The organism is Bacillus sp. DJP31, assembly GCF_049310945.1.
In the GTDB taxonomy this organism is placed as follows: domain Bacteria; phylum Bacillota; class Bacilli; order Bacillales; family SA4; genus Bacillus_BS.
Genome location: NZ_JBMERO010000010.1, coordinates 41,225 through 67,094 on the forward strand (window position 1 = coordinate 41,225; position 25,870 = coordinate 67,094).

30 protein-coding genes are annotated in these 25,870 nt (G+C 36.8%); 10 read left to right on the forward strand and 20 right to left on the reverse strand.

What is annotated here, in order from left to right:
• Window positions 1-141 precede the first annotated feature (141 nt).
• Window positions 142-1,305 carry a M20 family metallopeptidase gene (locus ACOI1C_RS11065; RefSeq protein ID WP_422510693.1) on the forward strand — a complete coding sequence of 388 codons (1,164 nt, stop codon included), beginning with the start codon at window positions 142-144 and terminating at the stop codon, window positions 1,303-1,305.
• A 43-nt stretch (window positions 1,306-1,348) separates the two neighbouring features.
• Here the strand turns inward: ACOI1C_RS11065 and ACOI1C_RS11070 are convergent, their stop codons facing one another.
• Genes ACOI1C_RS11070 through ACOI1C_RS11080 form a run of 3 tightly spaced genes read right to left on the reverse strand, consistent with a single transcriptional unit; the run spans window position 1,349 to window position 4,024 of the window.
• Window positions 1,349-2,056: an EcsC family protein gene (locus ACOI1C_RS11070; RefSeq protein WP_422510588.1), complete on the reverse strand. Its 708-nt coding sequence runs from the start codon at window positions 2,054-2,056 to the stop codon at window positions 1,349-1,351.
• 8 nt (window positions 2,057-2,064) lie between these two features.
• Window positions 2,065-3,285, reverse strand: coding sequence for an ABC transporter permease (locus ACOI1C_RS11075; RefSeq protein ID WP_422510589.1), 1,221 nt, complete (start codon window positions 3,283-3,285; stop codon window positions 2,065-2,067).
• Window positions 3,272-4,024, reverse strand: a complete 753-nt coding sequence (locus ACOI1C_RS11080) for an ABC transporter ATP-binding protein (protein ID WP_422510590.1) — start codon at window positions 4,022-4,024, stop codon at window positions 3,272-3,274. Before ACOI1C_RS11080 ends, ACOI1C_RS11075 begins: the two co-directional genes overlap by 14 nt.
• Before the next feature lie 703 nt (window positions 4,025-4,727).
• On the opposite strand from ACOI1C_RS11080, the gene ACOI1C_RS11085 reads away from it, so the two are divergent.
• Complete coding sequence (locus tag ACOI1C_RS11085) at window positions 4,728-5,159, forward strand: HIT family protein (RefSeq protein ID WP_422510591.1); 432 nt, start codon at window positions 4,728-4,730, stop codon at window positions 5,157-5,159.
• Window positions 5,160-5,178: 19 nt separating this feature from the next.
• On the opposite strand, the gene ACOI1C_RS11090 is transcribed toward ACOI1C_RS11085, so the two are convergent.
• A complete protein-coding gene (locus ACOI1C_RS11090; protein ID WP_422510592.1) occupies window positions 5,179-6,060 on the reverse strand; it encodes a hypothetical protein in 882 nt (293 codons plus the stop codon).
• Between the two features lie 202 nt (window positions 6,061-6,262).
• On the opposite strand from ACOI1C_RS11090, the gene ACOI1C_RS11095 reads away from it, so the two are divergent.
• The 3 genes from ACOI1C_RS11095 (at window position 6,263) to ACOI1C_RS11105 (ending at window position 8,121) form a co-directional block, all read left to right on the forward strand.
• On the forward strand, window positions 6,263-6,772 hold the full coding sequence (locus tag ACOI1C_RS11095; protein ID WP_422510593.1) for a tryptophan transporter: 510 nt from the start codon (window positions 6,263-6,265) through the stop codon (window positions 6,770-6,772).
• Between the two features lie 241 nt (window positions 6,773-7,013).
• Window positions 7,014-7,394 carry a YtxH domain-containing protein gene (locus ACOI1C_RS11100; RefSeq protein WP_422510594.1) on the forward strand — a complete coding sequence of 127 codons (381 nt, stop codon included), beginning with the start codon at window positions 7,014-7,016 and terminating at the stop codon, window positions 7,392-7,394.
• A gap of 166 nt (window positions 7,395-7,560) precedes the next feature.
• Window positions 7,561-8,121: an HTH-type transcriptional regulator Hpr gene (locus ACOI1C_RS11105; protein ID WP_422510595.1), complete on the forward strand. Its 561-nt coding sequence runs from the start codon at window positions 7,561-7,563 to the stop codon at window positions 8,119-8,121.
• Here ACOI1C_RS11105 and ACOI1C_RS11110 read toward each other — a convergent pair.
• Both ACOI1C_RS11110 and ACOI1C_RS11115 read right to left on the reverse strand, forming a co-directional pair.
• Entirely contained in the window at window positions 8,118-8,471 is a 354-nt protein-coding gene (locus tag ACOI1C_RS11110; RefSeq protein WP_422510596.1) for a DUF1878 family protein, read from the reverse strand. The genes ACOI1C_RS11105 and ACOI1C_RS11110 overlap by 4 nt on opposite strands.
• A gap of 33 nt (window positions 8,472-8,504) precedes the next feature.
• Complete coding sequence (locus ACOI1C_RS11115) at window positions 8,505-9,092, reverse strand: YpmS family protein (RefSeq protein WP_422510597.1); 588 nt, start codon at window positions 9,090-9,092, stop codon at window positions 8,505-8,507.
• 180 nt (window positions 9,093-9,272) lie between these two features.
• Between ACOI1C_RS11115 and ACOI1C_RS11120 the strand changes: the two genes are divergently transcribed.
• Complete coding sequence (locus tag ACOI1C_RS11120; RefSeq protein ID WP_422510598.1) at window positions 9,273-9,452, forward strand: hypothetical protein; 180 nt, start codon at window positions 9,273-9,275, stop codon at window positions 9,450-9,452.
• A gap of 198 nt (window positions 9,453-9,650) precedes the next feature.
• On the opposite strand, the gene ACOI1C_RS11125 is transcribed toward ACOI1C_RS11120, so the two are convergent.
• The 3 genes from ACOI1C_RS11125 to ACOI1C_RS11135 all read right to left on the reverse strand — a co-directional run bounded on the left by ACOI1C_RS11125 (window position 9,651) and on the right by ACOI1C_RS11135 (window position 10,077).
• Window positions 9,651-9,734, reverse strand: coding sequence for a YjcZ family sporulation protein (locus ACOI1C_RS11125; protein WP_422510694.1), 84 nt, complete (start codon window positions 9,732-9,734; stop codon window positions 9,651-9,653).
• A gap of 61 nt (window positions 9,735-9,795) precedes the next feature.
• Window positions 9,796-9,891 carry a YjcZ family sporulation protein gene (locus tag ACOI1C_RS11130; RefSeq protein WP_422510599.1) on the reverse strand — a complete coding sequence of 32 codons (96 nt, stop codon included), beginning with the start codon at window positions 9,889-9,891 and terminating at the stop codon, window positions 9,796-9,798.
• 96 nt (window positions 9,892-9,987) lie between these two features.
• Window positions 9,988-10,077, reverse strand: a complete 90-nt coding sequence (locus ACOI1C_RS11135; protein ID WP_422510600.1) for a YjcZ family sporulation protein — start codon at window positions 10,075-10,077, stop codon at window positions 9,988-9,990.
• Window positions 10,078-10,405: 328 nt separating this feature from the next.
• Between ACOI1C_RS11135 and ACOI1C_RS11140 the strand changes: the two genes are divergently transcribed.
• Complete coding sequence (locus ACOI1C_RS11140; RefSeq protein ID WP_422510601.1) at window positions 10,406-11,293, forward strand: peptidylprolyl isomerase; 888 nt, start codon at window positions 10,406-10,408, stop codon at window positions 11,291-11,293.
• A 49-nt stretch (window positions 11,294-11,342) separates the two neighbouring features.
• Here the strand turns inward: ACOI1C_RS11140 and ACOI1C_RS11145 are convergent, their stop codons facing one another.
• The 6 genes from ACOI1C_RS11145 to ACOI1C_RS11170 all read right to left on the reverse strand — a co-directional run bounded on the left by ACOI1C_RS11145 (window position 11,343) and on the right by ACOI1C_RS11170 (window position 19,325).
• Window positions 11,343-11,546, reverse strand: coding sequence for a sporulation YhaL family protein (locus ACOI1C_RS11145; protein WP_422510602.1), 204 nt, complete (start codon window positions 11,544-11,546; stop codon window positions 11,343-11,345).
• Between the two features lie 78 nt (window positions 11,547-11,624).
• Window positions 11,625-12,569, reverse strand: coding sequence for a 3'-5' exoribonuclease YhaM (yhaM, locus tag ACOI1C_RS11150; protein WP_422510603.1), 945 nt, complete (start codon window positions 12,567-12,569; stop codon window positions 11,625-11,627).
• Between the two features lie 227 nt (window positions 12,570-12,796).
• A complete protein-coding gene (locus ACOI1C_RS11155; protein ID WP_422510604.1) occupies window positions 12,797-15,826 on the reverse strand; it encodes an AAA family ATPase in 3,030 nt (1,009 codons plus the stop codon).
• An 11-nt stretch (window positions 15,827-15,837) separates the two neighbouring features.
• Complete coding sequence (locus ACOI1C_RS11160) at window positions 15,838-17,067, reverse strand: metallophosphoesterase family protein (RefSeq protein ID WP_422510605.1); 1,230 nt, start codon at window positions 17,065-17,067, stop codon at window positions 15,838-15,840.
• Between the two features lie 124 nt (window positions 17,068-17,191).
• Complete coding sequence (locus ACOI1C_RS11165; RefSeq protein WP_422510606.1) at window positions 17,192-18,430, reverse strand: ABC transporter permease; 1,239 nt, start codon at window positions 18,428-18,430, stop codon at window positions 17,192-17,194.
• On the reverse strand, window positions 18,423-19,325 hold the full coding sequence (locus ACOI1C_RS11170) for an ABC transporter ATP-binding protein (protein ID WP_422510607.1): 903 nt from the start codon (window positions 19,323-19,325) through the stop codon (window positions 18,423-18,425). The genes ACOI1C_RS11165 and ACOI1C_RS11170 overlap by 8 nt, the downstream gene beginning before the upstream one ends.
• 130 nt (window positions 19,326-19,455) lie before the next feature.
• Here ACOI1C_RS11170 and ACOI1C_RS11175 point away from each other — a divergent pair, with 130 nt between their 5' ends.
• Window positions 19,456-19,641 carry a YhzD family protein gene (locus ACOI1C_RS11175; protein WP_422510608.1) on the forward strand — a complete coding sequence of 62 codons (186 nt, stop codon included), beginning with the start codon at window positions 19,456-19,458 and terminating at the stop codon, window positions 19,639-19,641.
• 67 nt (window positions 19,642-19,708) lie between these two features.
• Here ACOI1C_RS11175 and ACOI1C_RS11180 read toward each other — a convergent pair whose 3' ends face one another.
• The 3 genes from ACOI1C_RS11180 to ACOI1C_RS11190 form a co-directional block, all read right to left on the reverse strand.
• Complete coding sequence (locus tag ACOI1C_RS11180; protein WP_422510609.1) at window positions 19,709-20,476, reverse strand: enoyl-CoA hydratase; 768 nt, start codon at window positions 20,474-20,476, stop codon at window positions 19,709-19,711.
• Between the two features lie 144 nt (window positions 20,477-20,620).
• Window positions 20,621-21,472 (reverse strand): Cof-type HAD-IIB family hydrolase, encoded by an 852-nt coding sequence (locus ACOI1C_RS11185; protein WP_422510610.1) that lies wholly within the window; start codon window positions 21,470-21,472, stop codon window positions 20,621-20,623.
• 106 nt (window positions 21,473-21,578) lie between these two features.
• The gene (locus tag ACOI1C_RS11190; protein WP_422510611.1) at window positions 21,579-22,559 is read right to left on the reverse strand and encodes a nuclease-related domain-containing protein; all 981 of its coding nucleotides are present in this window, start codon (window positions 22,557-22,559) and stop codon (window positions 21,579-21,581) included.
• 93 nt (window positions 22,560-22,652) lie between these two features.
• Here ACOI1C_RS11190 and ACOI1C_RS11195 point away from each other — a divergent pair, with 93 nt between their 5' ends.
• Both ACOI1C_RS11195 and ACOI1C_RS11200 read left to right on the forward strand, forming a co-directional pair.
• Window positions 22,653-23,648: a hypothetical protein gene (locus tag ACOI1C_RS11195; protein WP_422510612.1), complete on the forward strand. Its 996-nt coding sequence runs from the start codon at window positions 22,653-22,655 to the stop codon at window positions 23,646-23,648.
• Window positions 23,645-24,205 carry a hypothetical protein gene (locus ACOI1C_RS11200; RefSeq protein ID WP_422510613.1) on the forward strand — a complete coding sequence of 187 codons (561 nt, stop codon included), beginning with the start codon at window positions 23,645-23,647 and terminating at the stop codon, window positions 24,203-24,205. The genes ACOI1C_RS11195 and ACOI1C_RS11200 overlap by 4 nt, the downstream gene beginning before the upstream one ends.
• Window positions 24,206-24,229: 24 nt before the next feature.
• Here ACOI1C_RS11200 and ACOI1C_RS11205 read toward each other — a convergent pair whose 3' ends face one another.
• Window positions 24,230-24,583 carry a YlbF family regulator gene (locus tag ACOI1C_RS11205; protein WP_422510614.1) on the reverse strand — a complete coding sequence of 118 codons (354 nt, stop codon included), beginning with the start codon at window positions 24,581-24,583 and terminating at the stop codon, window positions 24,230-24,232.
• Window positions 24,584-24,652: 69 nt separating this feature from the next.
• The gene (locus ACOI1C_RS11210) at window positions 24,653-25,789 is read right to left on the reverse strand and encodes a DUF445 domain-containing protein (RefSeq protein ID WP_422510615.1); all 1,137 of its coding nucleotides are present in this window, start codon (window positions 25,787-25,789) and stop codon (window positions 24,653-24,655) included.
• Between the last annotated feature and the right edge of the window lie 81 nt (window positions 25,790-25,870).

Genomic DNA, 25,870 nt, shown 5'->3' on the forward strand with positions numbered 1-25,870 from the left:
GTGAAGGAATTTTTATTCAAGAATATTTTGAATAATGATATAATGGTTTGGAGTAATATTTCGAAAATTCAGATCGGAAATAAAGGGGGAAATCAAGTGTTAAGTTCACTCTATCAAGAACTAGATTCTAGGTTTGAAAAGATGGTAGAAATAAGACGTTTCCTACATATGCACCCAGAGCTTAGCTTCCAAGAGGTTCAAACCGCTGAATATATTGCCAACTTTTATCGTGAATTAGGTGTTGAAGTTCGAACAAATGTTGGAGGAAACGGTGTCGTTGCGACTATTAAAGGTGGAAAACCTGGTCCTACGGTTGCACTCCGCGCCGACTTTGATGCACTACCCATTCAAGATGCGAAGGATGTACCGTATAAGTCTAAAATACCGGGAGTCATGCACGCTTGTGGTCATGATGGGCATACAGCCAGTCTCCTTGTATTAGCTGAAGCGTTAAACATAATTAAGGATCAACTTCCTGGAAATTTCGTTTTAATTCATCAGCATGCAGAGGAATATTCACCAGGCGGAGCGATTTCAATGATTCAAGATGGCTGTTTGGATGGTGTTGACGTTATTTTTGGTACTCATCTTTGGGCGACTGAGCCAACAGGGCATATTCAATACCGAGTAGGTCCAGTGATGGCAGCAGCTGACCGGTTTGAAGTAACGATAAAGGGTTCAGGTGGACACGGTGCACAGCCACATAAAACGAAGGACTCGATCGTTATCGCTTCTCAGTTTATCATGAACCTTCAACAAATTGTCAGTAGACGAACAAACCCAATTGAGTCTGCGGTCGTAACAGTAGGCAGCTTTGAAGCGAAAAATGCCTTTAACGTCATCGCAGATCAAGCTAAACTGATTGGAACAGTTCGGACCTTCAATGAAGAGGTTCGAGATCAAATCGAAACAGAGATCGAAAAAGTTCTTAAGGGCACTTGTTTCGCTGCCGATGCTGAGTATGATTACCTTTATGACAGAGGATACCCTGCTGTCGTCAACCATAAGGAAGAAACAGATTTACTCGTTCGAGTTGCTGGAGAAACGCCTGGCGTAACAACTGTCGTTGAAACCGAGCCTTCAATGGGCGGCGAAGACTTTGCCTACTATCTACAGCATGTAAAAGGCACCTTTTTCTTCACAGGCGCTAAGTCAGAGGACGTTGTAAATCCTTATCCACATCATCATCCTCATTTTGATTTTGATGAGGGTGCCATGTTAATCGCGGCGAAGACTTTAGCAAAAGTAGCAATTGCCTATCAAGTGGAGCATAACGGAGTAACTGAATTGGTGAATAAGCTTTAACACATAATGTAAAAAGCAATCGGAAGCCCGATTGCTTTTTTCCTTACTTTTTCAACAACCTCAACCGATAACACTGAATGGCCGTTTCCCCTAAATGATCTAATAAATGATAATTCGCAATGGCTCCGACAACTGCGCCAATTCCTGGTACAAGCTGTAACAGCTTCACTAGATCGATGTAATCGCGGTAATCCTGCTGCCACTGTTGCCAATTTACCTCATGCTTAAATGAATCTTTATCCCAATGTTCAATCCTACTAAGTAGTTCTCCCTTTTGTTCCTCACTTGAAAAGGCAAGCTGAAACACATAAAGAATAAACAGACGCTCGTCGTAATTCTTTGTATGAAGACCATAGATAGACCCAATTTCAAACAAGAAACGCATTTTAATCCCAAGCAATAAAGGAAAATCGGCTAAAGCTAGTAATATTCCGCCCGCTCCCGTTCCTGCACCTTCAATCGCTGCCATACGTTTATAAGTTAGTAATTTTTCATGAATGAGTTGCTCTTTCTCGTGAATGGACATATCAGGATTATAGCTTTCAGCTGGTAAGTAATTAGATCCATTCAAAGTCATTTCAACCATTTGTTTAATGCTTTCGGTTACAATTTCATGTGCTTTCTTAGGTATAAAGCTGTTTAATTTTTTCTGTGTACTTTTGGAAAGTCTTTCAACCATACTTTTTTTCCTTATTAGCTTCTTCTTCCATTGTTGTGCTTCTTGGTAAATTTCTCCTTCATACTTCAACATTTTCTTACCTAATTAGAGCTTGCTTTTAGCAGCTTATTTTTCAAATAAAACTGAACAAACAAATAGCTAAATAGTGAAGAGACAAGTGCACCTAAAATTGCATCCAAAAAGCCATTCTCCCATAACAGAATCACAGATAATACGATCCCTTTACCAATCATTAACTTTAGCAAAAGAGCCAAAAAGGCTTGCTGTCGATTCGTTATGGATACTGGGTATAAATCTAACCATAGTTTATTGTCATGCTGTTTATATAATGCAAGCAGCTGTAGTCCAGATAAATAAATAAAAAAAGGGATTAGGATAAAGGCTGAATATTTTAGGTTGATACCCATGACGATAAAGCCAGCAATGACAAGAAGTCTCACATATAACCCCAAGTATTCACCTGACCGGATAAATGTTTTCAGATAAAGAAATTCATAAAGTCGATCTTTCTGAAGTGGTATGGATGCAGAAATCCAGTCTAACCATCTTCTTGGTTTGACTTCACTTCTTAAATGCGGAACATCTACAAATAGATTGGCTAGTCGGTAAAATCGGTTCATTTGTCTGGTTTCAGCTTGAAGTAAAATTTCCCATTTAACTGATTTTTCTTTTGTGATGACAAGAAACGAAACCAACCATAAGACTGCAATTATGAGAAGGATCAACATGAGTAGGAATGGGGCAGATTTCAAAAATAACGCAATAAACACGATATTAAAAACGAATCGCATAACGGTATCCATGACTCTTGAATTTCGATCAATAAAATAATGCATCATCCATGATAAAGCCATGTTCCACAACTTTAAGATGATCAAAACAAACAACACAACAAGTAGTCGGTAAACTGAGCTCTTTGTAAACTCAACATACATCGGGACCAGTGCAATAAATGTACTAAGTAACAAAAAGCTTTGTAAAACGAAACTATACACAATCCCATTTCGGAAGAATAAAGCTAACTTATGTTCAACTGGGAGAAGGAACACTAAGTCTGGTTCTTTCAGAAAAGATTTTATCGGTGAGGATGTTATGACTAAGCCTAAAATAATAGCCATGACCCACTCGAATGGGAAACTTACAGGAAGCTGTGAGAGCCATTGCTTGTAGTAAACTGCACCCGCACTAATAGCGATGAGTAACACGATCATTAGATGATCGTTAAACATGTAACGAAGGTATCCGCTAAGTTCCTTAATATGGTCGGCAAACCGCTGCTTCCAAATATTATTTATATACATTCGGTTTTTCTTCCTTCGTTAGTGCAATATACATCTCATCTAAATTTGCATTTGGCATAGAAAACTCTTCTTGAAGATCCTTCAATGTTCCTTTTGCTCTAACCTTTCCCTCATGCAAAATAATGAAGGTATCACAATATCTCTCCGCTGTTGCCAAAATATGTGTCGACATTAAAATCCCAGCACCCTCTTCTTTTTTCGCTTGTAGAAGCTGAAGAAGTGATTGGATTCCAAGTGGATCTAGACCAACAAAAGGCTCATCTATTATGTATAAAGAAGGTTGTACCAAAAAGGCGCACATAATCATTGCTTTTTGTTTCATTCCCTTTGAGAAATGGGCAGGAAACCATTTTAGTCTTTTTTCCATATGAAATTCCTTCAAAAGAAAATCCATTCGTTCTTTATATTGATTTTCCTCGAGTGAATAAGCCATCGCGGTCATTTTCATATGCTCTTCTAACGTTAACTCTTCATATAAAATAGGAGTTTCTGGAATGTAGCTAAATTGTGAGCGATATTTTTCTCTATCATCCTTTATAGTTTGTCCATTTATTGTAATCGTGCCTTCTTTTTGATCCATCAAACCGATAATGTGCTTAATGGTTGTACTTTTCCCAGCTCCATTCAGACCAATTAAACCTACGAGCTCATTAGGATTAACATTGAAGTTGACTCCGTGTAGTACAGGATTTTTTGAATAACCACCTGTAAGGTTTGTAATTTCCAATAAAGGATTCATCGCTGTCCCCCACCCTTTTCGTTTAGATTCATCTTAACAAAATTTTCTTGTAAAGGAAAAATAATAAATTAATTTTATAAGCATACTTTTGAATTTACCTGGACATCATAATTAGGGAAGAGGAGATGACGAAAAAAGAAATGAATCGTTCCTATAGCCAAAACCAAAAAGTTGACATTAAAAAGCCAAATGAGGTGTGTGTCGCAGGAACAAATCGATTCAACTCAGCCTTCATTAATTTAGAAATAAATTGCCTGAGGGGATGGTACGCTTGAACAAGGATCCTAGATCTTTCTAAAAAGCATTTACCATAAACGAGTAAATGAGGTGTTTGTCAAAGATCACTTACTAGCATTATAAAACACAATTCATTGCAAAATGAGGTGTTTGCGGTAGGCCATCTAACATTATTGTCGAAATAATGGTCTGGTTTATCATAATAGCAAATGAGGTGTCTGCGGAAGATAACCTACATTAATTCCAATTTCCTCTCTCTCCTCTTCACCAGAAGCAGGGTGCAACCAAGCGTTGCACCTTGTTTTAATTTTTTGTTTGAAATGGTGTTCGTAGGGTTGTTTCCATTTCGGAGAATGCACTGGACATGACTAAACTAATTTCTTAAGGAAACAATTTGTAATACTACACCCTCTCCATTAAAATATGGATATATATAGAAAAATATCCCTAGAAAGGAAGATGACTTATGGAACTTAAAGACGACTGTATCTTCTGCAAAATAGTAAAAGGAGATATTCCCAGTGCAAAGGTATTTGAAAATGAACATGTACTAGCTTTCCTTGATATTAGCCAAGTATCAAAAGGTCATACACTTATCATACCTAAAATACATAAAGAAAACGTTTTTGAATTATCTTCTGAAACTGCCCAAGAAATTTTCAAAGTTGTTCCAAAGATCTCGAACTCAATTAAAAATCAGCTTTCACCTTTAGGATTAAATTTACTTAATAATAATGGCGAACTAGCTGGTCAATCCGTCTTTCACTTTCACCTGCATTTAATTCCACGCTACGGTAGAGGTGACGGATTTGGAGCCGTCTGGAAATCTCATGCAAGTGATTATTCACCAGAAAAGCTTAGCGAGATTGCAAACAAAATTTCATCCGGCTTACAATAAGGGGCAAATAGCCCTTTTTTCATTTTCTTTCTCTTATTTCTTGTAAGGTTTGAAACGAAGTAGCTAGATTCCAATCAGGATGTTCTATATTCACTTCATAGTTGGCTAGTAAAAGTTCTATTTGATGACGAAACGAATAATTCGATCTAATCAAGTGAATAAACTCTTCCCTCGTACCTTCAAAGGGTGATATATCATGTAATCTGTTCAACATATCCGCTTGCCAGGATGATGGTATAGGTGAAGTACCAGGAATGTCTGTGAATCGATAGAATGAATCGTCGATTATGAGGGCCTTTGGGTAATGGTAGGCATAGACCCTCTGAACCTGCTCTTGTAAATACATCTGCAGTTTGTTTCCTTCGTAATATTTAAGTTTATACCCTCCTTCGGTTGTTGTCATATGCTCTAGCTGTTTAGGATCAAGAAGTGTTACCCACACTTCAGTTTCTGCCCCGTCTATTGGTGCAAGTATAGCTGGTAATGCCCCATAGGGTGCCAAAAATGATCCATAAATCACATCTGTATCTTTTAATGTCGCCCGAAAGCAAAGATATAGGTCTGAAACGGCTGAGTTCAGACTTGATTTGTAAAGGAGCTGCGCTAAACACACATTAGATCCATAGGCAAGAACAGGTATCCTATCATGAATAGACACTTCATTGTTACTACTCAAAAACTCCCCAACAGTCATTTGCTCACTTGTTGATGTTAAAAAAGAGCCGTTCAAATGATCACTCTTTGATACATGAACAATTGACTCTTCAAAAGAACGATGTTCTTCTTCGATTCGATGGGCGACTCCTTTATAAAAAATAAACGAACTACATGGTCTTGGGCCAGGGTAAATGTCTGGATGATCGTAAGGACTTAAATGAATAGGTTTATTTTCACGAAGCACACCCACACACTCCAATTACTAGAATTTTCTTTTATCTTAATGGATGTATTCGTGTAAGACTAGTAATATGTTGAAATCTCCTAAAAAAAATTCTTTTCACCAAAGTTGTTCACTGTTATAATGAACATACTTCTTCGCAACAGGCACGCGTGCACTGTTGGGGGAAAAAAATAGACTAGTATAGCTTGAGGAGAGATGAGAGATGAACACAAGAATTTTAGTTACAATTTCTTTATTGGTAGGTATTGGAGCAGTACTCAACGGTGTGGTGCCTGCTATTTTTACGATGAAGCCAGATATGACACTACTTATGATGTTTCTTGCAATCGTATTATTTCCAAAACGTAAATATGTTCTCTTAGTTGGATTAAGTACAGGCTTTATTTCGGCACTCACTACAACATTTCCAAGTGGACAAATTCCTAACATGCTTGATAAGCCCATTACAGCCTTTATATTCTTTGGATTATTCTTGCTTGTAAAACGGTTTAGCACAAGATTAACTTCTGGAATTTTAACCTTTATCGGAACGGTTGCATCAGGATTTATCTTTTTAACGTCCGCATTAGTATTATTCGGCTTACCAGCAGGCTTCCTTGCTCTTTTTACCACAGTTGTGATACCAGCTGCTATTATCAATACCATACTAATGACGATTTTGTATCCGATTGTCATAAACATTCAAAAACGAACTAATCTAGTTACAGTATAAATATAACTCTAATTTAGTAACCCACTCCTTTGAGTGGGTTTTTTATATAAAATAAGGGAAATTAGCACAAAATAGAATAAAGACCAGAAATTGTTTCACAAAACCGTAGTAAGGGTAGTACTATAGAAAGGAAACTGCTGGTTTTTGTCGAATTACGCACTAATTGAACTGGACTAAAATCATTAGCTAAACTTTTTCAAACTTGAGTAATTTAACAATTCATTTATTGGAGTGAGTAAATATGAATAAAGGAAATTCATTATTTCTTGGACTTGTTGTTGGTGGTGTCATTGGGGGACTATCGATGCTACTAACGACACCAAAATCGGGTGCTGAGCTGCGAAATTCGATAAAGGACAATAGTAAAGATTTATCAGAGAGACTTCAAAATATAAAAGTAGAGACGAAAGATTTTTTACACCTTCTTGAGAGATCAACAATAGAAGGTAAAGAAGTGGTAAAAGACTTTGCAGAAGATGTCCAAAAGAAGATTTCTGTTTGGAAGAAAGAAATTGAACCACATCAAGTCAATATTCAAAGAGAACTTAAAGAAATTGAACAAACTTTGCTACGCCTCGAGGAGGCAACATCACAAAATGAGCACTTCCCCACTACCAATTAAGCTGGTGGTGGTTTTTTTTATTTAAAAATTTTGTTTATTCAAATAATCCTTCTTTATTATTTACTAGTTTATTGTCATAATAGAAATAATAGAATGATTACTAGTGTATAAACACTAGCTAATGAACCATAAATAAGATAAAAGTACCGTGAGTAGGTGACTAAACGTGAAGAATAACGAAGAATTTTCTATTAAAGAGGCACTAGTATTTAGTCAAAGAGTTGCACAGTTAAGTAAGGCTCTTTGGAAGTCTATCGAAAAAGATTGGCAGCAATGGATTAAGCCCTATGATCTGAACATTAATGAGCACCATATCCTTTGGATAGCATACCATCTAAAGGGTGCCTCTATTTCAGAGATTGCCAAGTTCGGTGTTATGCATGTATCGACTGCCTTTAATTTTTCAAAGAAATTAGAGGAACGTGGCTATTTAACATTTTCCAAGAAAGAGGAAGATAAAAGAAATACGTACATCAAATTAACAGATCAAGGTGAAGAGCTATTATTAAAATTAATGGAGAGCTATCAGCCATCTACTTATTCTGTATTTGGAGGAGCACTCCCACTCAAAGAGCTGTATGGTAAATTCCCAGAATTTCTGGATATGATGAGCATTATACGCAATATTTATGGAGACGAATTCATGGGCCTTTTTGAAAGATCAATTGAAAATATTGAATCAGAATTCATTGAAGTAGATGGAAAGCTTTACAAAAGAGTAAACTAACCACTGATATAAGCATCATCAATCACTGCTTGTCGAAGTGCCGTCATTAAAGGAACATACAATTGCTCCTTTTGAAGGGCATCCATTACCTCGAGTGAAGAAAGCTTAGGATTTAATAATTGCTTGAACGTCTGCAGAAGCGGAGTAAAGCCCACAAAGCCCTCTGCTTTTTGTCTTTTATACTCTTCTGTTAAATCCTCGCACATATGAAAAAGTTCTCTTACCTCTTCCTCTGTTAATTGTCTGTTCATGATTAAATGATGAAATGGCCATTGTTCGTTTTCAACAAGGCCCATCATCAGCTTATGGTAATACTCTAGTCGTTCAATCCTTTGCTCAATTGAATCCACTTGCAATCCTCCGTTACTTGAAAATTTTTCACCTTATCTAGTTAAATTAAATTCAAGTTGATCCTGCTTAAGATCAAATCGTTTAATCGATAACTCCATTCCCTTTTCCAGTTCAATATTTTTAACATCAACGATTATTTCCTGTTGGGTTGGCTCTACTTTCACCCATTCCGGGAAATCAATTTGTTCATGTATCAAGCTTAACACAATTTCACCAGGTAATTGAAGCTTCCCTAAGCTGATTTCCCGTTCCTGAAGTGTAAGACCTCCTTCTTCATTAACATGTGGGTGAAACACCATCTGAAAAGGTATTTCTCTGTTGAAAACAAGGAGACCACCCTTTAGATAAATATAATCGTCCAAGTAAACCTCATAATTAATATTTTTGACCGTTTTTTCTTTTTTATCTAGTTCTTCCTTTATCCATGAATTTATGGCAGACTTTGAAGTGGATAATGTAAAAAAAGGCTTCGTACCTTTTCCAGTCTCAGCAAAGTCAGCTTCTAATTCTGGTTTACTTAGTATAGAATAGACGACCAGTCCTATTAAAACAGTACAAATAATTAGAACCGATCCCAATAAAATAAAAAATGCCCGTTTCCAATTACTTTTTCCTTTCAAGTCATGCCACCTCAATTTTGAGCATATTTTTTGAAAAAATCACATAGTAATTATCCAATTCATGTTCATATATCTGCATTATACCTCATACATAGAGATGCTTAACCGTAGGAACTCTTAAAATTTTCAGGTTTTCATGTCATGACAATTGTCTTATACTATAGGAAGGAGGGCTTACATATGATTATTCTATATATACCACTAGCTGTATTGATTCTTTATTACATCAACAGCTTAACAAATGCATTATGTATTCAAAAAGAAATTCCTGAAGAGCGTCAGTCCAAAGTCTTTCGTACCATTAACATCCTGGTCACCATTTTGCTCATCTCTTCATTTGTTGAGGTTACTTTTACATAAGCAAAAAAGGCTGAAGCGCCTTGCTCAGATCAGAAAAGTAAATGATCTGAAATAATAAAAGGCACATTTCCCCTTTTACTTATCTCAGGTTTTTTGACCTCGGGGTTCTAGGCGCTGAAGCTAGACACTAAAACTCTTAAAAAAATTTATACTTTCTATAACATAGAAAAAGTGGTGAAGCTAATCACCACTTTTTTCTTATATCCAAGAAGCTCCAATGATAATTAAAAGGATAAATAACACAACGATTAACGCGAAGCCTGAACCATAGCTTTGTGACATGAACAATTCCTCCCCTATTCATAATAATAGGCAGAGACAAACTCTGCCTAGTTTTCTTAAATTACATCCAAGAAGCACCAACAATAACTAAAAGAATAAACAACACTACGATTAACGCAAAACCTGCACCTGCACCTGCACCGTATCCGTGGCTCATGAGAACACCTCCTTATATTCAAGGGCTAACATATGATATGCAACCACCTTACTAAACGAATAGGCGTTTGTCTCTCATTTAAACATTATTTCGGGGTTAATATCGTACGTAAGCAGAACCAACAATAACGAGTAAAATGAACAGCACTACAATTAACGCAAATCCACTATTGTATCCGTGACCCATTCAAATTACCTCCTTTTAGTCATATAGTCGTAATTCTTTTCCTGAAAGCAACTAAAGAAACAAGTCATTTCGTTAGGCTTTTTACATTGTATTGAATATCATCTCTTTTTGACTAAACGTTTGTCACGGTTTGCTACTAATTGGGCCCTTTGCCTATACGTTTTTTAACTTTTTCATTAATATGTCATCAAATTTCCATTTCGCAATGACTTATATTATTCCCTTGTTAGAAAATATGGTATAGTTATCAATGTAGCTTTTGGGACATACTAATGTCGGAAATCAACCAAAATTCTACAAAATTTCTTACATAATAGGAGTGTTAAACATGAAGAAAGTGGTACTTGCCCTTACCATTTCTGCTGGTGTATTAGCTCTAACAGCTTGCAATAATGCAGAAAGTACAGATTCAGAGGCAATTGTTGAATCAAGTGCTGGAAATGTCACGAAAGATGAGTTATATGATGCAATGAAGGAAAAATACGGTGAGCAAGTTCTACGTGAACTCGTTTATAGTAAAGTTTTAAGTGAAAATTATGAAGTAACCGATGAAGAAGTTGACAAAGAACTCAATTCATTAAAAGAGCAGTATGGAGACCAATTTCCAGTAGTTCTTCAACAAAATGGCTTTAAGTCAGAAGATCAATTTAAAAAGACATTAAAGGTTGGTCTTTTACAAGAGAAAGTGGCTATGAAGGATGTTAAAGTAACGGATGAAGAGGTTGAAGAGCATTACAACACTCTAAAGCCTGAACTTAAAGCAAGTCATATTCTTGTAGATGACGAAGCGAAGGCACAAGAAGTGAAGAAGAAACTTGATGAAGGTGGTTCATTTGAGGAACTAGCAAAGGAGTATTCTAAAGATGGATCAGCAGCTGCTGGTGGAGATTTAGGTTATTTTGGAGCTGGTAAGATGGTTCCTGAATTTGAAGAAGCTGCTTATGCACTTAAGGTTGGTGAGGTTAGTGGCCTCGTTAAATCAGAGTTTGGCTACCATATTATCAAGCTAACTGACAGAAAAGAACTAGAGCCTCTTGAAAAAATGAAAGAGCAAATTAAAGAAGAGCTAGGTCGTGCAAAAGTAGACGTAACTCAAGTAGAAGCACAAGTACAAAAAGAATTAGATGGTGCAAAAGTGAAAGTAAATGATAAAGAGTTAAAAGATACTTTTAAGAAAAAAGAAGTAGCAGAACCTGCTGCTACAGAAGATAAATAATTGAAATGCTAAAAGGAAGGCTTCCGTTAATGGACGCCTTCCTTTTAGATTAATGCGCTGTATTTACTTCTTCTGTCTTTTGTTGCTCTCTTTTCTCTTTTTCGTACTTGATTCTCTCGATAAAAACTTGACCCTCACGCTCAATATAGAATTGCTGCATAACCCGGTCCTGCTTTCCTGTTCTTACCATCATAATGCCACTACCGATAATACCTACTGAAACTAAATAGATCCACCATGGAAGAGTTATCATATTTTTTACCCCTTTCAAAGACAAGCTTCGTTAGGGAAATTATATGAGTCGGGACACAATATTATGACTTTTTTCCTTTTACTCGTGAAAAGTTGGTTTGTAGAATGATCGATTATCCAAAGCAAATATTCGTTCTGAGAAATCACCAGGCTTCACTCTAGCTAAAGCACGATCTAACATATTCATCTTCGCATCTAGATTATCGATATAATGAAGAATCTCAGCTTCTTTAATTAATGGAGGTTTCGGGCTACCCCACTCTGCTTTTCCATGATGACTTAACACAATATGCTGTAAAATCGTTACTTCCTCGCCTGCTATTCCAAGCTCATCAGCAGCTTTCCCAATTTCATTAATAATAATGGTAATATGGCCTAATAAATTTCCTTCAGTCGTATAAACAGTTGATACTGGCCCAGATAATTCAATGACTTTTCCTAAGTCATGTAAAATAACGCCGGAATAAAGCAAATCAGTATCAAGTGAAGGATACAATGTAGAAATAGCCTTTGCAAGGTCAAGCATGGATACAACATGATAGGCGAGTCCAGAGACAAACTCATGATGATTTTTAGTTGCCGCAGGATACTCTAGAAAGGATGTCTGATATTTTTTAACCAAATGTCGAGTAATTCGCTGTATATTTGGATTCTTCATTTCAAAAATATAGTGCGTGATTTTAGCCATCATGTCATCTTTTTCTAATGGAGCCACTTCTAAAAAGTCTGAAACCTTCACCGGATCAGACTCGGTGACAGGACGAATGTTGCGTATTTTCAATTGATTACGGCCTCTATAGTTGTGAACCTCACCATAAACCTTTACGATACTCTGTGCATTGAGTTCACTTTCATGCTCTGGAGAACAATCCCAAAGCTTTGCTTCGATATCACCAGTCTGATCCTGCAGTATGAGGGTAAGAAATGGTTTTCCGTTACTCGCCAAACCTTTTGTACTCGTTTTTACTAATAAATAGATATCTAATTGTTCACCGGCATTATAATGTATAATCCCTTTTCCCATTTCTTTTCCCCCTATCATGTTATCCATTGTTTTGAGTGAATTATTATCCATTTTATTCAGAATGAAGAAAGGCTGTTTGTGTAAACTTTTTTGCTATTTAGACTTTTAGAAAAGAGCCATTTTTAAGAAGTTCTTTTATAAGCGTAAAACAGTTCGTACATTGAGTCATTATAGCATAATCCATGCACAAACGTGCTCATGCAGTTTAGCAACTAATCTTAAAAGCCCTAAACTCTTACTTCATTTCTTGTTAAATAGGTTATACCTTTTTCTTGTTCTCCGATATGACGAATGGCTTGCTTATGACATGTAAAGAAAAGGACTTGCCTCTCTTTTGAAAGCTCCTTTAAAAGCTCCATTGACACTTTAAACCTGCCTTCATCAAAGTTTACAAAGCCATCATCTACAATGAATGGGAGTATTTCAGGAGATTGATAATAGCTAGCTAATGCAACTCGTAAAGATAAATATAATTGTTCTGAAGTGGCTTGACTTAGTTCCTGAGGAGCAAACCTTGTTCCATCCTTTCGTTCTACAATAAAATCACTAGTTTCCTCATGAGAGAATAAGTGAATATACGCTCCATTCGTCAGTATAGAGAAATAGGACTCAGCCTTTACTATGACCTGTGGTAGGCGTACTTTTCTGTAGTAATCCTTCGTCTGAAGAAGCACGTCCTTTGCAACAGCAAGCTTTGCCCATCTCTTTGCTTGATCGTTGAGCTCTGACTTTTTCGTTTCAAGTAATTGAAGTAAAGAGGAATACGTTCCTTTCTCTTCTAATTGTCTTTTTTGAAGAGAAGTTTCTGCTAACTCCGTTACTAAAGCCTTTTCTTTCTGCTTATATTCCGTCCATTGGATATCAATTATATCCTTATTTCCAAGCTCATCATTTAAATAAATCCATTCTCGGCAAAATTCCTGTTCTAAGATCTCATTATTTTTCAGTAGTAGCTTTATCTTATCCTTTAAGTTTGATATTCTTTCTTCTAACTTAATCCATTCATCTAGTAAGCTAGCTTTATTTCTAAAATCTTCTTCCAAATTTACTTCTGCAGTGCTGAATAAAGTCAAGATTTGTTCGTTAATGTATTGAATTTCTTTGTTGTATTGGTCTATTGTCTCTTTTATCTCAATCAGCTTTTCCTCAATAGCCTTCATTTGCTGTTTTTTATTCTTTTCTTCTTCTAGTAATTTTACAAGTATATGCGGGGAAATGTCATTAATATCCAATTTAACTCGTTGAAGAAGGACGTAATAGCTTCTAGCATAGTGATTAATTTCTTCTTCCAGCTTTTGTTTCTCTTGAGTCATTCTTTCGAATTGGTGGATGAATCCGACTAACTTCTCCAGTTGTTCAAAATGGTCCATTACCAACTCGTATCCATAATGTTGAGGTATATGTAATTGGTTGTGTAAAGCCACGAATTTGGCAGAAATTTCTGCTGAAGAATCTTCCCATTTCTCAAATTGATCGATACAACGTTCGAATTCTTTCTCAAACTGTTGGAGCAACATTTTTTCTTTTTGCAAAATCTTTTGAATTTCTATATCTTTGGCGAGTAATTGCTGGGCATGCCGAGTATAGTTCTCATCTTGAGTGAATCTCTCAAACTGATCCCATTCAATGATTTTTTGCTGTAATTCCGCCTGTTCTTCTTTTAGAAGGGATAAATATTGATTGTTCCTTACTAAACCAGTTAATAAGAAGACAACTGCAAATAAAGCAGCTGCAAAAAGAATAAAAGAATAGGATACAGAGTTGCTATTTATAGAAAGATTCCAGATTCCATAAAACAGTAAGCAAAAAGACAATGGGAAAAGTAGTGCATTTCTAATCAGGAGAATCTTTTGGGTACGTCGCTCAAATTCATCTATTTGTTTTGTAATTCGAGCATGCTTGTTGAGGGTTTTTTGCTGATCCTTCTCTGTTGTGAAATATTGCGACTGATTATGTAGGATATCCTCCATTTCTTTTTTCTGACTATCTTCAAGTAATTGGTCACTGTAATGAATCACATTAGATTCCGAAGCTTCTATATTAAGTTTGATCTGTTCTTGTTGCTGATCAAGAACCTCTTTCTTGTTCCGTACGTTTGAAAATTGGTGTGTGAGGGCTCTAATCTCTTCTTTTACGCTCATTGTTAATTCGACTTGGGCGATCTCCGTGTCAGATACTTTGATGCCTAGTTTTCTTTTGATAGTAGCGATTTCTTCTTGAAGAACTTCAATTTTCATGTTTACTACTGCAGAAGAATCTTTTGCCAGTTCGATTCTATGGTAATGTTTGGCAAGATCCTTTATGTCCATTTCAGCATTTACTAAATCTTCGTTAACAAAGATGCTCAACGCTTTTGTTTTTTGTTCTTCATATTTTTCACTTAAACTCATTAGTCTTGCCTCAGTTGGTAAAAGGTGTGAGGATACTTGTTCAAACCGTTTAATCCCGTCTACTGGAAATACTGGTTTATCCCCCATCTCTTTTCGTCTTTTTCGAAGTGAAAATACTTCATTTTGGAGTGGTACATATTGCTCAAATAAGGTAAGTTTCCCCTCTAAGGAACTGAGTTGTTCCATTTGAGCTGTGATTTCTTTCAATTCTTGTTCGTTTTTCAACTCCGTTTCAGAAAGATTTTGATAATCTACTATTTGTGCCTTTGCAGCCTGGACTTGCTGTGACAGTTGGGATGTTTCATCAAGAATCTGATTGATTTCAGGCTTTTTTCCAGTAGGCTTAAAGAGGGCATCCATCTCTCTTCCTATTTTTTTCTCTAACTCTAAAATCTGTTCATTTCCAAGAATACTTGATGAAAATAGATAATTACTTAAGTCATCGGTTTTAATCGTTTGGATTTCTTGTAATCCTTGTAATCCAAATGAAAAAATGGACGAAAAAAGTCTTCTGTTCATTCCGTGCATGATATCACTTAGTTCTTTATCATATCCAACAGAACCATTTTCAAAATATACTTTTACATCACCTGTTGCTTTTCCTGCTACTCGTTCAATAGTAATCTCGCGATGGTGTTTTGTTTCCACGGTCAACTTCCCACCGTATTTCATCCCGTTCCTAGGTTCATAGCGATTCTCGGTCTGATTCTTCGTAGGGAAACCAAATAAGATACTATGGATAAAAGACATGATGGTTGTTTTTCCAGCCTCATTTTCTCCATAGAAAACTTGGAGTCCACTAGAAAGTTCAAACTCTTGATCTACGATTTTTCCGAATCCATATATATGTAGTTTTTTTATAAACAAGGCTCCACCTCCTATTTAATGAAATTTAATAATTCATTGACAATCCATGCCTCAGCTTCATGTAGCAAGGCTTCTTGCTCCTCCTGAAGCAGCGGTGCAATAAATCTACGTCCTTGTTTATGATCATAAAGAGGCGACAAAGCCTCTTGTAAGTGATCATACTGTTCAAAATGCTGCAGTAAATCTCCAACGAAGTGCATATCCTTCTTCAATTGTTCAAGGTCTTTAACAGATTGTGTTTGGTTTTCATACGAGCAAATCCAAACGAAATTTTGCTGTTCTTCTTCACCCGCTATAAGAATTTCTAACATGTCTTCTATTACCGCAAATTCTTGCAGTAATGCAGACAATTCACCGTGACCAGTAAAAGAGACATTCACGAATACACCTTGATCTGTCCTTCTCAATCTATCCAACACTTGTTTACAACGTTTTATTAGTTCATCAATTGTATGAATATCCGTGATTGGAACCTGGATATTTTCCCATATGATGTCACATGTATCAATAAAAGTGTTCTTGCTAGCTGTTTCGGATATAGAAACGAGGTAGCAGCCTTTTTCACCTGTTTCCTTCTTATGTCGTCCTTGAATGTTGCCTGGATAGACAATGGGGGGATCTTCATTTACTATCTGTTTTTGATGAATGTGTCCAAGTGCCCAGTAATCGAAGTCTTTGTTTTTCAAGTCTGATAGCTGGAAGGGTGCATAAGGAACATGCTCATTGTTGCTAGAAATTGTTCCATGAAGAAGTCCGATGTGAAAACAATTGTCGCATTTTTTCTCATACTTGGCGGCCATATTCTCAGTAATGGCTTTTTGAGAATAACTAAATCCATAAAGATTAGCCAAGTGCTTTCCCTCTTTAATAAAAGTCTTTACTTCGATTTCACCTGAGAATATATGGACATTACTTGGCCAGTCGAGTTTAATCCAATTTCCATTTAAGGGATCGTGATTTCCATGAATCACATAAACTTGGATACCCACACGCTCAAGCCGTAACATTTCATTCCGGACACGAATTTGTGCCTTTAAGCTCCGCTGCTCTGCATCATATAAGTCACCTGCAATTATGATAAAATCTACTTGATTCTTGATTGCATATGTAACCAATCTTTGTAAAGAAACAAATGTACTCTCCTGTACCCGTTTGAACAGTGAATCAGGCAAACGCTTCAGTCCTATGTATGGACTATCTAAATGTAAATCTGCTGCATGAAGAAATGTAATTTGTTCCATGTTTCTCCACTTCCTTTTATCTTCGTGCCCATATTGTACCATTTCTCGCATGCGAATGCACGTTCCTAAATGATATATCAACAAAACAAAACGCTCCCGCCTGAAGAAAGGAGCGTTTTGTTTACTATGCTTTTTTTGTTAACTGTATTGCCTTTTTAATATCTTTAAAAGAAGATGATTTACCGTACATTAAAACTCCGCCTTTATAAACTCTAGCTCCAAATAAAGCAAGGAGGATAATTGTTCCGACAAGTAAGCCTATACCTAAGGCAATTTCCCAGCCTGGCACATTGAGCATCCCGACACGTAAGAACATGATCATGGGTGCAAAAAATGGAATAAAGGATGTTACCGTAATAAATCCATTCTCTGGGTCCCCTAAACCAAACATTGCAATCATAAAAGCTGCCACAATTAAAAGGGTCATAGGTGTAATCATCTGCTGCACATCTTCTATTCTGCTTACGAGTGAGCCCAGTACAGCTGCCATTGTCGCAAACAGGAAATAGCCTAGTATAAAGAAGATAACCGCATAAATAACGGTTGATACAGGTAGGTTGTTAAAGCCTAAATCCTCAAAAATAGTTGAATCCATGCTTTTAATGGATTGATAGCCTGTTAGAATGAGGACTGAAAACTGAGTTATACTTAACAAGGCAATTCCAATTATTTTCCCAAACATTTGCTTAACTGGAGAAACGCTTGAAATTAAAATTTCCATCACTCGAGAGGACTTTTCTGTTGCTACTTCCATTGCGATCATATTCGCATACATAATGACAGCGATATAAATCATGAATAGGATAATATATACAAGCCCTCTTGCTGAACTCAACTCTTCCTCAGTTTTTGCATTTTCCTCTAACGCCACTTTTTCAAATGCAACAGGCTCGTAAAGTTGTTGGATTTGTGCTTCTGTTAAGCCAATTTGAGTAGTAGCCATCGAGACCTTCACCTGTTGAAGGGCATTTTCTAGAGTGAGGGTGGCATCTGAATTCGTGATAGAACTTGCTTTATACAGTGCGTCTGGCAGCCCATCCTCGTTGTAGGAAAGAAGGAGAACACCTTCATATTCTTCCGCTTCAATGGCTATCTCTGCTTCTTTTAAAGTTCCCGAATAGGCTTCAAGCTGCAGCTTCTCATCGACACCCTCTACCTGTGGTTTAAGAATAGGCAGTAATTCATTTGTTTCATCTATGACCGCTATTGTTGTCGTATTGTCCTTGTTAAAAAAATCAATAATGTTTTGAACATTACTTAATCCAAAAATAAACAAAGCCGTAACAAGCGTTGTGATAATAAAGGATTTTGACTTTAGCTTGCTAGTGTACGTATGAAATAATATGATCCAAAACTTATTCATGATAGGAAGCACCTACCTTTTCAATAAAGATATCATTTAGTGAAGGCTCTTCTAGCTCAAACTTACGAACAAAGCCTTTTCCTTGAAGTTGTTCAAATAATCTACCAGAAACTTCTTCATTTTCTACCTGTAGAATGACTCCTCCAGAACGTTCCTTTGCCTTAATAACACCAACAGTTTGCTGTAAGAAAGAAAGATCAAAATCAGCTTGAACGGACACATTTTTCTTTCCAAATGTACGCTTAATTTCTTTTAAAGAACCGTGAACAACAGGCTTGCCGTGGTGCAAGATACATAAGTGCTCACAAAGCTCCTCCACCTGCTCCATCCGGTGACTTGAAAAGACGATTGATGTACCACTGTTTTTTAATTCCAGGACCGACTCTTTTAAGAGCTCAACATTAACCGGATCCAATCCACTAAAAGGTTCATCTAGGATTAATAACTTGGGCTTATGAATGACTGAAGCAATGAACTGAATCTTCTGTTGGTTCCCTTTTGAAAGCTCTTCCACTCTCTTATTCTCGTATTCAGGTACTTTAAATCTCTCTAGCCAATCCTTCATTTCTTTTATGATGGACTGCTTATTCATTCCACGAAGACGCCCTAAATAAATAAGTTGATCCTTCACCTTCATTTTTGGATAGAGTCCTCGCTCTTCAGGCAAATAACCAATAATATCACTAGTACCATAGTTTATTGGTTGACCATCCCAAGTAATGGAACCCGAGGTTTGATGAATTAGTCCAAGAATCATTCGGAATGTTGTGGTTTTTCCAGCTCCGTTTGCCCCCAGAAAACCAAACATCTCCCGCTCTGGTATCGTCAGTGAAAAATCATCCACTGCAGTAAAAGATCCAAATTTCTTTGTAACATTTTTTAATTGTAACGACATCTCGATGCCCCCTTTTCATATCTTACATACGTTTTAAAATGTAGAAAGATTCACTTTTTTGAAAGAATTTTTAATAGTATAATAAAAATAGTAGTACAACATCACTGAGAAAAATTTTGGAGGTTATTATATGTCCATCTATACATTAACAGTTTTTGATAAAACTGGGAACAAATTATACGATGATAATTTTAAAGCCGAGTCTGAATTAGAAGCAAAGACAAAAGGTGAAGCTCTTTTAAAAGAAAAAGGATTTGAGGACCATACGCATCGTTGTGTGTCTTCTGCTGGAAAGTTGGTTTTGTTTCATAGTTAATTAATAGGCTTGTCTAGTCCTAGGATGAAGGAAACGGTCACCAATTGGAATGGCGACCGTCGTTTCTTTATTTACCAACGAAATTAGGCTGTCTTTTTTCAAGGAAAGCACGAATTCCTTCTTGATGATCAGTGGTCGTTCTCATTTCTCCCTGATACTTCGTTTCTAGCTTAAGAATGTTTTTAAGTCCCTCAGCATTTTGGTTCACATAAATCAATTTAGTGGCGATCATAGATTGCACTGGTTTTCTGTTCCATTTTTCTACTTTCTCAAGTAGAGAATTCTCTAACTGGTCCGTCACTTCATCGACAATACCGATTTCAAGAGCATCATCTGCTGAAAGGGTTTTTCCTTCCCAGATGACGGATCTCGCTTTGAAGTCACCCAATCTTTTTTGAAGGAAGAAATGGCCACCTCCGTCAGGTACTAACCCAATGCCAATAAAATTCATAGCAACCTTTGCTTGTCTTTCAACCAGAACATAATCACATGCCAATGCAATGCTAAGCCCAAGACCCGCAGCTGCCCCATGGATGGCACAAATTGTTAACTTAGGCATTCCATATAAGGTAGTAACCACTTCCCCAATTGTCCCCATAATAGATTCAAAGGGCGTATCAAAGGAAGACAGCATGGTTTTAACATCTCCTCCAGCGGAAAACCCTTTTCCACTACCCTTCAGGATGAGGATATTCTCCTCAAGCTCGGATGCAACTTTGAGCTTATGGACTAATTCTTGAAGCATAGGTACATCTAACGAATTATAAGCCTCTGGTCGGTTTAATGTTATGGTAATGACACCGTTACTTTGTTCGAGTAAAACTGTTTCGGGCATTGTCTTTCCTCCTAGTGTGTATTTTTTTTACTATTTCGAGATAGTTTGCTTAAATTCCTTTAAATTGATGAATTAGTGAGGTCCATTATCTATAAACCTATGTAAAAATGACTGCTGACATATATATGTCAGCAGCCACTTTCCCTATTTATTTAATTGAGTAATAGAAAGTTGCTTCCGAAAGTGAGATAACACCATATAGGTGACCCCGTTTTGGTCATTGCTTCTAGTTACCCATTTCGCTGCTTGCTTCAAATCTACCGGAGAATTCCCCATAGCGACCCCGAGACCGGCCTTTTGGATCATCGGTAAATCACTATAGGAATCACCAATCACGACCATTTCACTCATTTCAATTCCCAGATGTTTTCCAAGTAGTTCTAAACCTTGACTCTTCGAAACCTGTTCAGTGACTATATCAAAACGAAGTGGATGATCTGAATAAATATGAATGCCATCAAATGCTTGTTCAATTGTAGTGCGAGCTCGCTCCAATTCCTCTTTATCTGAAAAATAGACATCTATCTTAGGGGTGGATACTGGAACATCCCGGAGAGAATCACCTAAGAATTCAACAAATTGCATCGGGTAAAATAGCGGATCGCCTGTTTCTATGACCGCTCTTGCTACCATATTATTTTGCAAGTGAACCCGATTACCGAGTGAGTATCGCTCATGCAATAAGCGGACATTGCAGTCGAAATTTTCTAAGACCTGGACTAGATTAAAAGTCTTCTCTTCTGAAATTCGCAAATCTATAATAGGGGAGTCCACAGAAGATGCAATAAACCCTCCCCCATGGGTGACTAATAGACTATCTATCTTCAGCGCTTTTGCAACCTTTTTAGCTGAAGGGAAGTTCCGATTTGTTACTAACGTTATATAAATCCCTCTACGCTTCACAAATTCAATCGCTTCTTTCACACCTTTTTGTAACCTTCCGTTCGAACGAAGCAGCGTTCCATCTATATTTATCGCAAGCATCCGATAGAACATGAATTCATCCCCCCCTCACGAGTCTGTTATTCTTAAAATATGATGATATTGCGGGCGTTAGAACAAAGTGCAATGCTAAAAGACTAGTTACCATTTTGTCAAAAGCTCACTTACGAAATTGGTCTTCAGGTTGGTGGTATCTCCTGCCTTTATTCTCTCCAGTATGGGGGAGATTCATGGAGGTAAGGAGTCGTTTCACTACTGAGCTAGAGGAGATATGGAGAAAATGCCGTGCCTCACTATTGGTTATTGATGGACCGAGCAAAAGAAGATAGTCCCTGATCGCCGAAATATGTGCTTCTTTAGAAGTCGTCTTACAGGCTTGGCAAAACCAGCCTCCCTTTCTATTTTTCATTGGATTATATTGACACTTAGGACATTGGACCCCTGAGATAATATCATTTTCAGATAGCTGATATTTAGCGAGTATGTCTGTGTTTATTGCATGATGCTTTTTTAATATTTGTTGCGAAATTTTCTTTACTTCTTTTGTCGTTAATACCTCATCTTTTCTGTTATTCTCTAAAGACTCTACCCTACTTGTGAGAAATGCTGTATGGAGTACTTTTTGGGAAACGTAATCATGTTTTGAGGTAGCCTTTATGATTGTCTCGGGGTTACTTATGACAACTAGGGATTCTATTGGGGCTAAAGGAAGATTATTAGTTTCTAACCAGTTTCTCAGTTGAGTGGAATGCCTTTTAATTTGCAATAGTGGATCAGAAAAAGCTTTTTCTTTTCCATCCTCAGAAATTCGGATAAGTTGATTAAATTTCGGATCAAAGATTAAAGTACCTGAATAGTTTTTCACTTCAATGATTAGAAAAAAGTTTTGGGATATAAGGAGTAAGTCTAGTTGAAAATGACTGTTACCATCAAATAGTCTTAAATCTTGAAAAATAAGGTATTTCTCATTTGGTAGGAAATTCAAATAATAGTCTAGTGCCAGTTCTCCTTTGAACCCAGCCTTCTTCCTACCTAAATATCCTTTAACAAAGGGATATTTTTTGTGAGTCTTTGATAACCTTCGTTCAAGTGCCTCCAATTTCTCAATAATAATCGGTTTTTCACGCTTTTTTATGATCAAATAACCACCCCTTTTCTCTTTCAACGGAAGAGTTCGACGCAAAAACATCTAATCCTGCATAATATGTGAATTCATTAAAAAATAGAGGCTGAAATGCTTCCCCAATTGGATATATCAGCGATTATCGGGATATATCGGCAATTATCCATTTATATCAGCGATTATCGGATTATATCAGCGATTATCCATTTATATCGGCGATTATCGAGATATATCGGCGATTATCCATTTATATCAGCGATTATCGGGATATATCGGCGATTATCCATTTATATCAGCGATTATCGGGATATATCAGCGATTATCGGATTATATCAGCGATTATCGGATTATATCAGCGATTATCCATTTATATCAGCGATTATCGGATTATATCAGCGATTATCCATTTATATCAGCGATTATCGGGATATATCGGCGATTATCCATTTATATCAGCGATTATCGAGATATATCGGCGATTATCCATTTATATCAGCGATTATCGGGATATATCGGCGATTAATGGATTATATCAGCGATTATCGGGATATATCGGCGATTATCCATTTATATCAGCGATTATCAGGATATATCGGCGATTATCCATTTATATCAGCGATTATCGGATTATATCAGCGATTATCCATTTATATCAGCGATTATCGGGATATATCGGCGATTATCCATTTATATCAGCGTTTATCGGATTATATCGGCGATTATCCATTTATATCAGCGATTATCGGGATATATCGGCGATTATCCATTTATATCAGCGATTATGTGATTATATCAGCGATTAATGGATTATATCAGCGATTATCCATTTATATCAGCGATTATCGGGATATATCGGCGAATATCCATTTATATCAGCGATTAATGGAATATATCGGCGATTATCCATTTATATCAGCGATTATCGGGATATATCGGCGATTATCCATTTATATCAGCGATTATCGGATTATATCAGCGATTATCCATTTATATCAGCGATTATCGGGATATATCGGCGATTATCCATTTATATCATCGATTATCGGGATATATCGGCGATTATCCATTTATATCATCGATTATCGGGATATATCGGCGATTATGTGATTATATCAGCGATTATCGGGATATATCAGCGATTATCCATTTATATCAGCGATTATCGGATTAAATCAGCGATTATCCATTTATATCAGCGGTTATCGGGATATATCGGCGATTATCCATTTATATCAGCGATTATCAGGATATATCGGCGATTATCCATTTATATCAGCGTTTATCGGGATATATCGGCGATTATCCATTTATATCAGCGTTTATCGAGATATATCAGCGATTATCCATTTATATCAGCGATTATCGGATTATATCAGCGATTATCGGGATATATCGGCGATTATCCATTTATATCAGCGATTATCGGGATATATCAGCGTTTATCCATTTATATCAGCTATTATCGGGATATATCGGCGTTTATCCATTTATATCAGCGTTTATCGGGATATATCGGCGATTATCCATTTATATCAGCGTTTATCGGGATATATCGGCGATTATCCATTTATATCAGCGATTATCGGGATATATCGGCGATAAGGTATAATCACCACAAAAACTACCCCATCCAACAACAAAAAAACACCACAGCCCCAAATTAGGCTGTGGTATTTCGTCCTCACTTCTTAAGGCTGCATCGGTCCATACAGATCATCAAGTGGTTTCATGATAATACGGTTTAATTCACCGATGACCATGCTCATTCGTTGCTCGGCTTCCATGAGTTTGGCAATTAATTCGTGCTTTTGCACTAATGCAACCTGTTGCTGTGCATGTTCCATTTCCTCTTGTGTGATCTCTATACCTGACATCTGCTTTTGCTGAATGTCCATTTGTAAGTCACGGAACTGGTCAAACAGTTGTTTTGCCATTTTGTCCGAATTAACATCATCATAAAGCTTTTTTAATGTTTGATACTCGTTGCTTTCGCGTACTGCTTTTTCTAGTTCATACGCCACGTCATAATAGTTGCTAGCCAAAGAAATCCCTCCTCCTAGTTGTTAAAATTATTCATTCTTTTACAACTATAACAAATCTGTTTAGGTATTTCATCCAATAAGCAAAACCAATAAACCTTGAAATAAACCAATGATTCCGCCCAATAGTGCGCCTAGATACGTAATCATCTTGAATTCTTTCTTAGATATTGAAAGAATCATTTCCTCCAACCGAGCAACTGGAAAACCTTCAACCTGGGTACGTACCATTTCTTCAACACGTAGCTTTCGAAGAAGATCCTCAGAGCGATCAGCTAAGTAATTCGCAATGTAATTCACTATGGAAGGAACACCTTTATTCACAATGTATTCTTGAAAAGGAGCAATAAATTCCTTAATGGGTCGAGATGTATAACTTGACACATTTAACTCCAGAACGATTTTCTTAGACACAGAGTGAATGATTTCTTCTTTTGAAATAAAAGATGCAGCTTTACTTAATCGATATTCTTTCATCTTCTTCCACTCAGTATCGATAACTCTTGAAAGGATTTCAATTGTCCCATGATGCTGTAAAAACTTAACTATTTCTGGCTGAATCTTGTCGACTAAGCTTGCTTGTCCAAGGAACATTTGGACCATATTCCCGAGCATTCCTCTTGTTAAAAGGAAGTCGTCAACCATCTTCTTTAGCCTTTGTTTACCCTCCTCGCTCTGAAAAAACGCTACACCCTTTTCAGAAATATAGTGACTGATCACAGGAATCTTTTCATCTATCTTCAATTTCATACCTTCGGGCAAGATCTCACCTATGGACAAGTCACTATTTTGCAACCAAAGCTGTTCTAACCGTTCTTCAATCAATGCTTCTAACTTCATACCGATTTTTTTATCAATATCATCAATCTCAAGTTTCTCTAGTAATTGCTCCACTGTTGTTTCTAACAAAAATAACTTTTGACATTCATTTTTAGCTATTTCATTTAGCTCTTGGATGAAAACGGGGTCCGTGAACTTTTTTCGAAACCCTTCTGCTGTGACAAGATGCTCGACTACCATACGTCCCATTTGAACCGCAAGCTCTTCTCTCCGTTTCGGGATGATCCCTGGAGTAAATGGAAGTCTTTTTCCCATAAAATAAATGGGATTATAAGGGCGAAAAAGCATTTGAATGGCAAGGTGATTTGTAAATCCCCCAATCAGAGCCCCGATTCCTACCATCATCCCAAGCGTTACTAACACTGACATACTAATCAACCTTTCTTTTCACCATCTAAGCCTACTTCTCATACGATACCAATATCAGCATTTGCCTAATTTATTATAGTG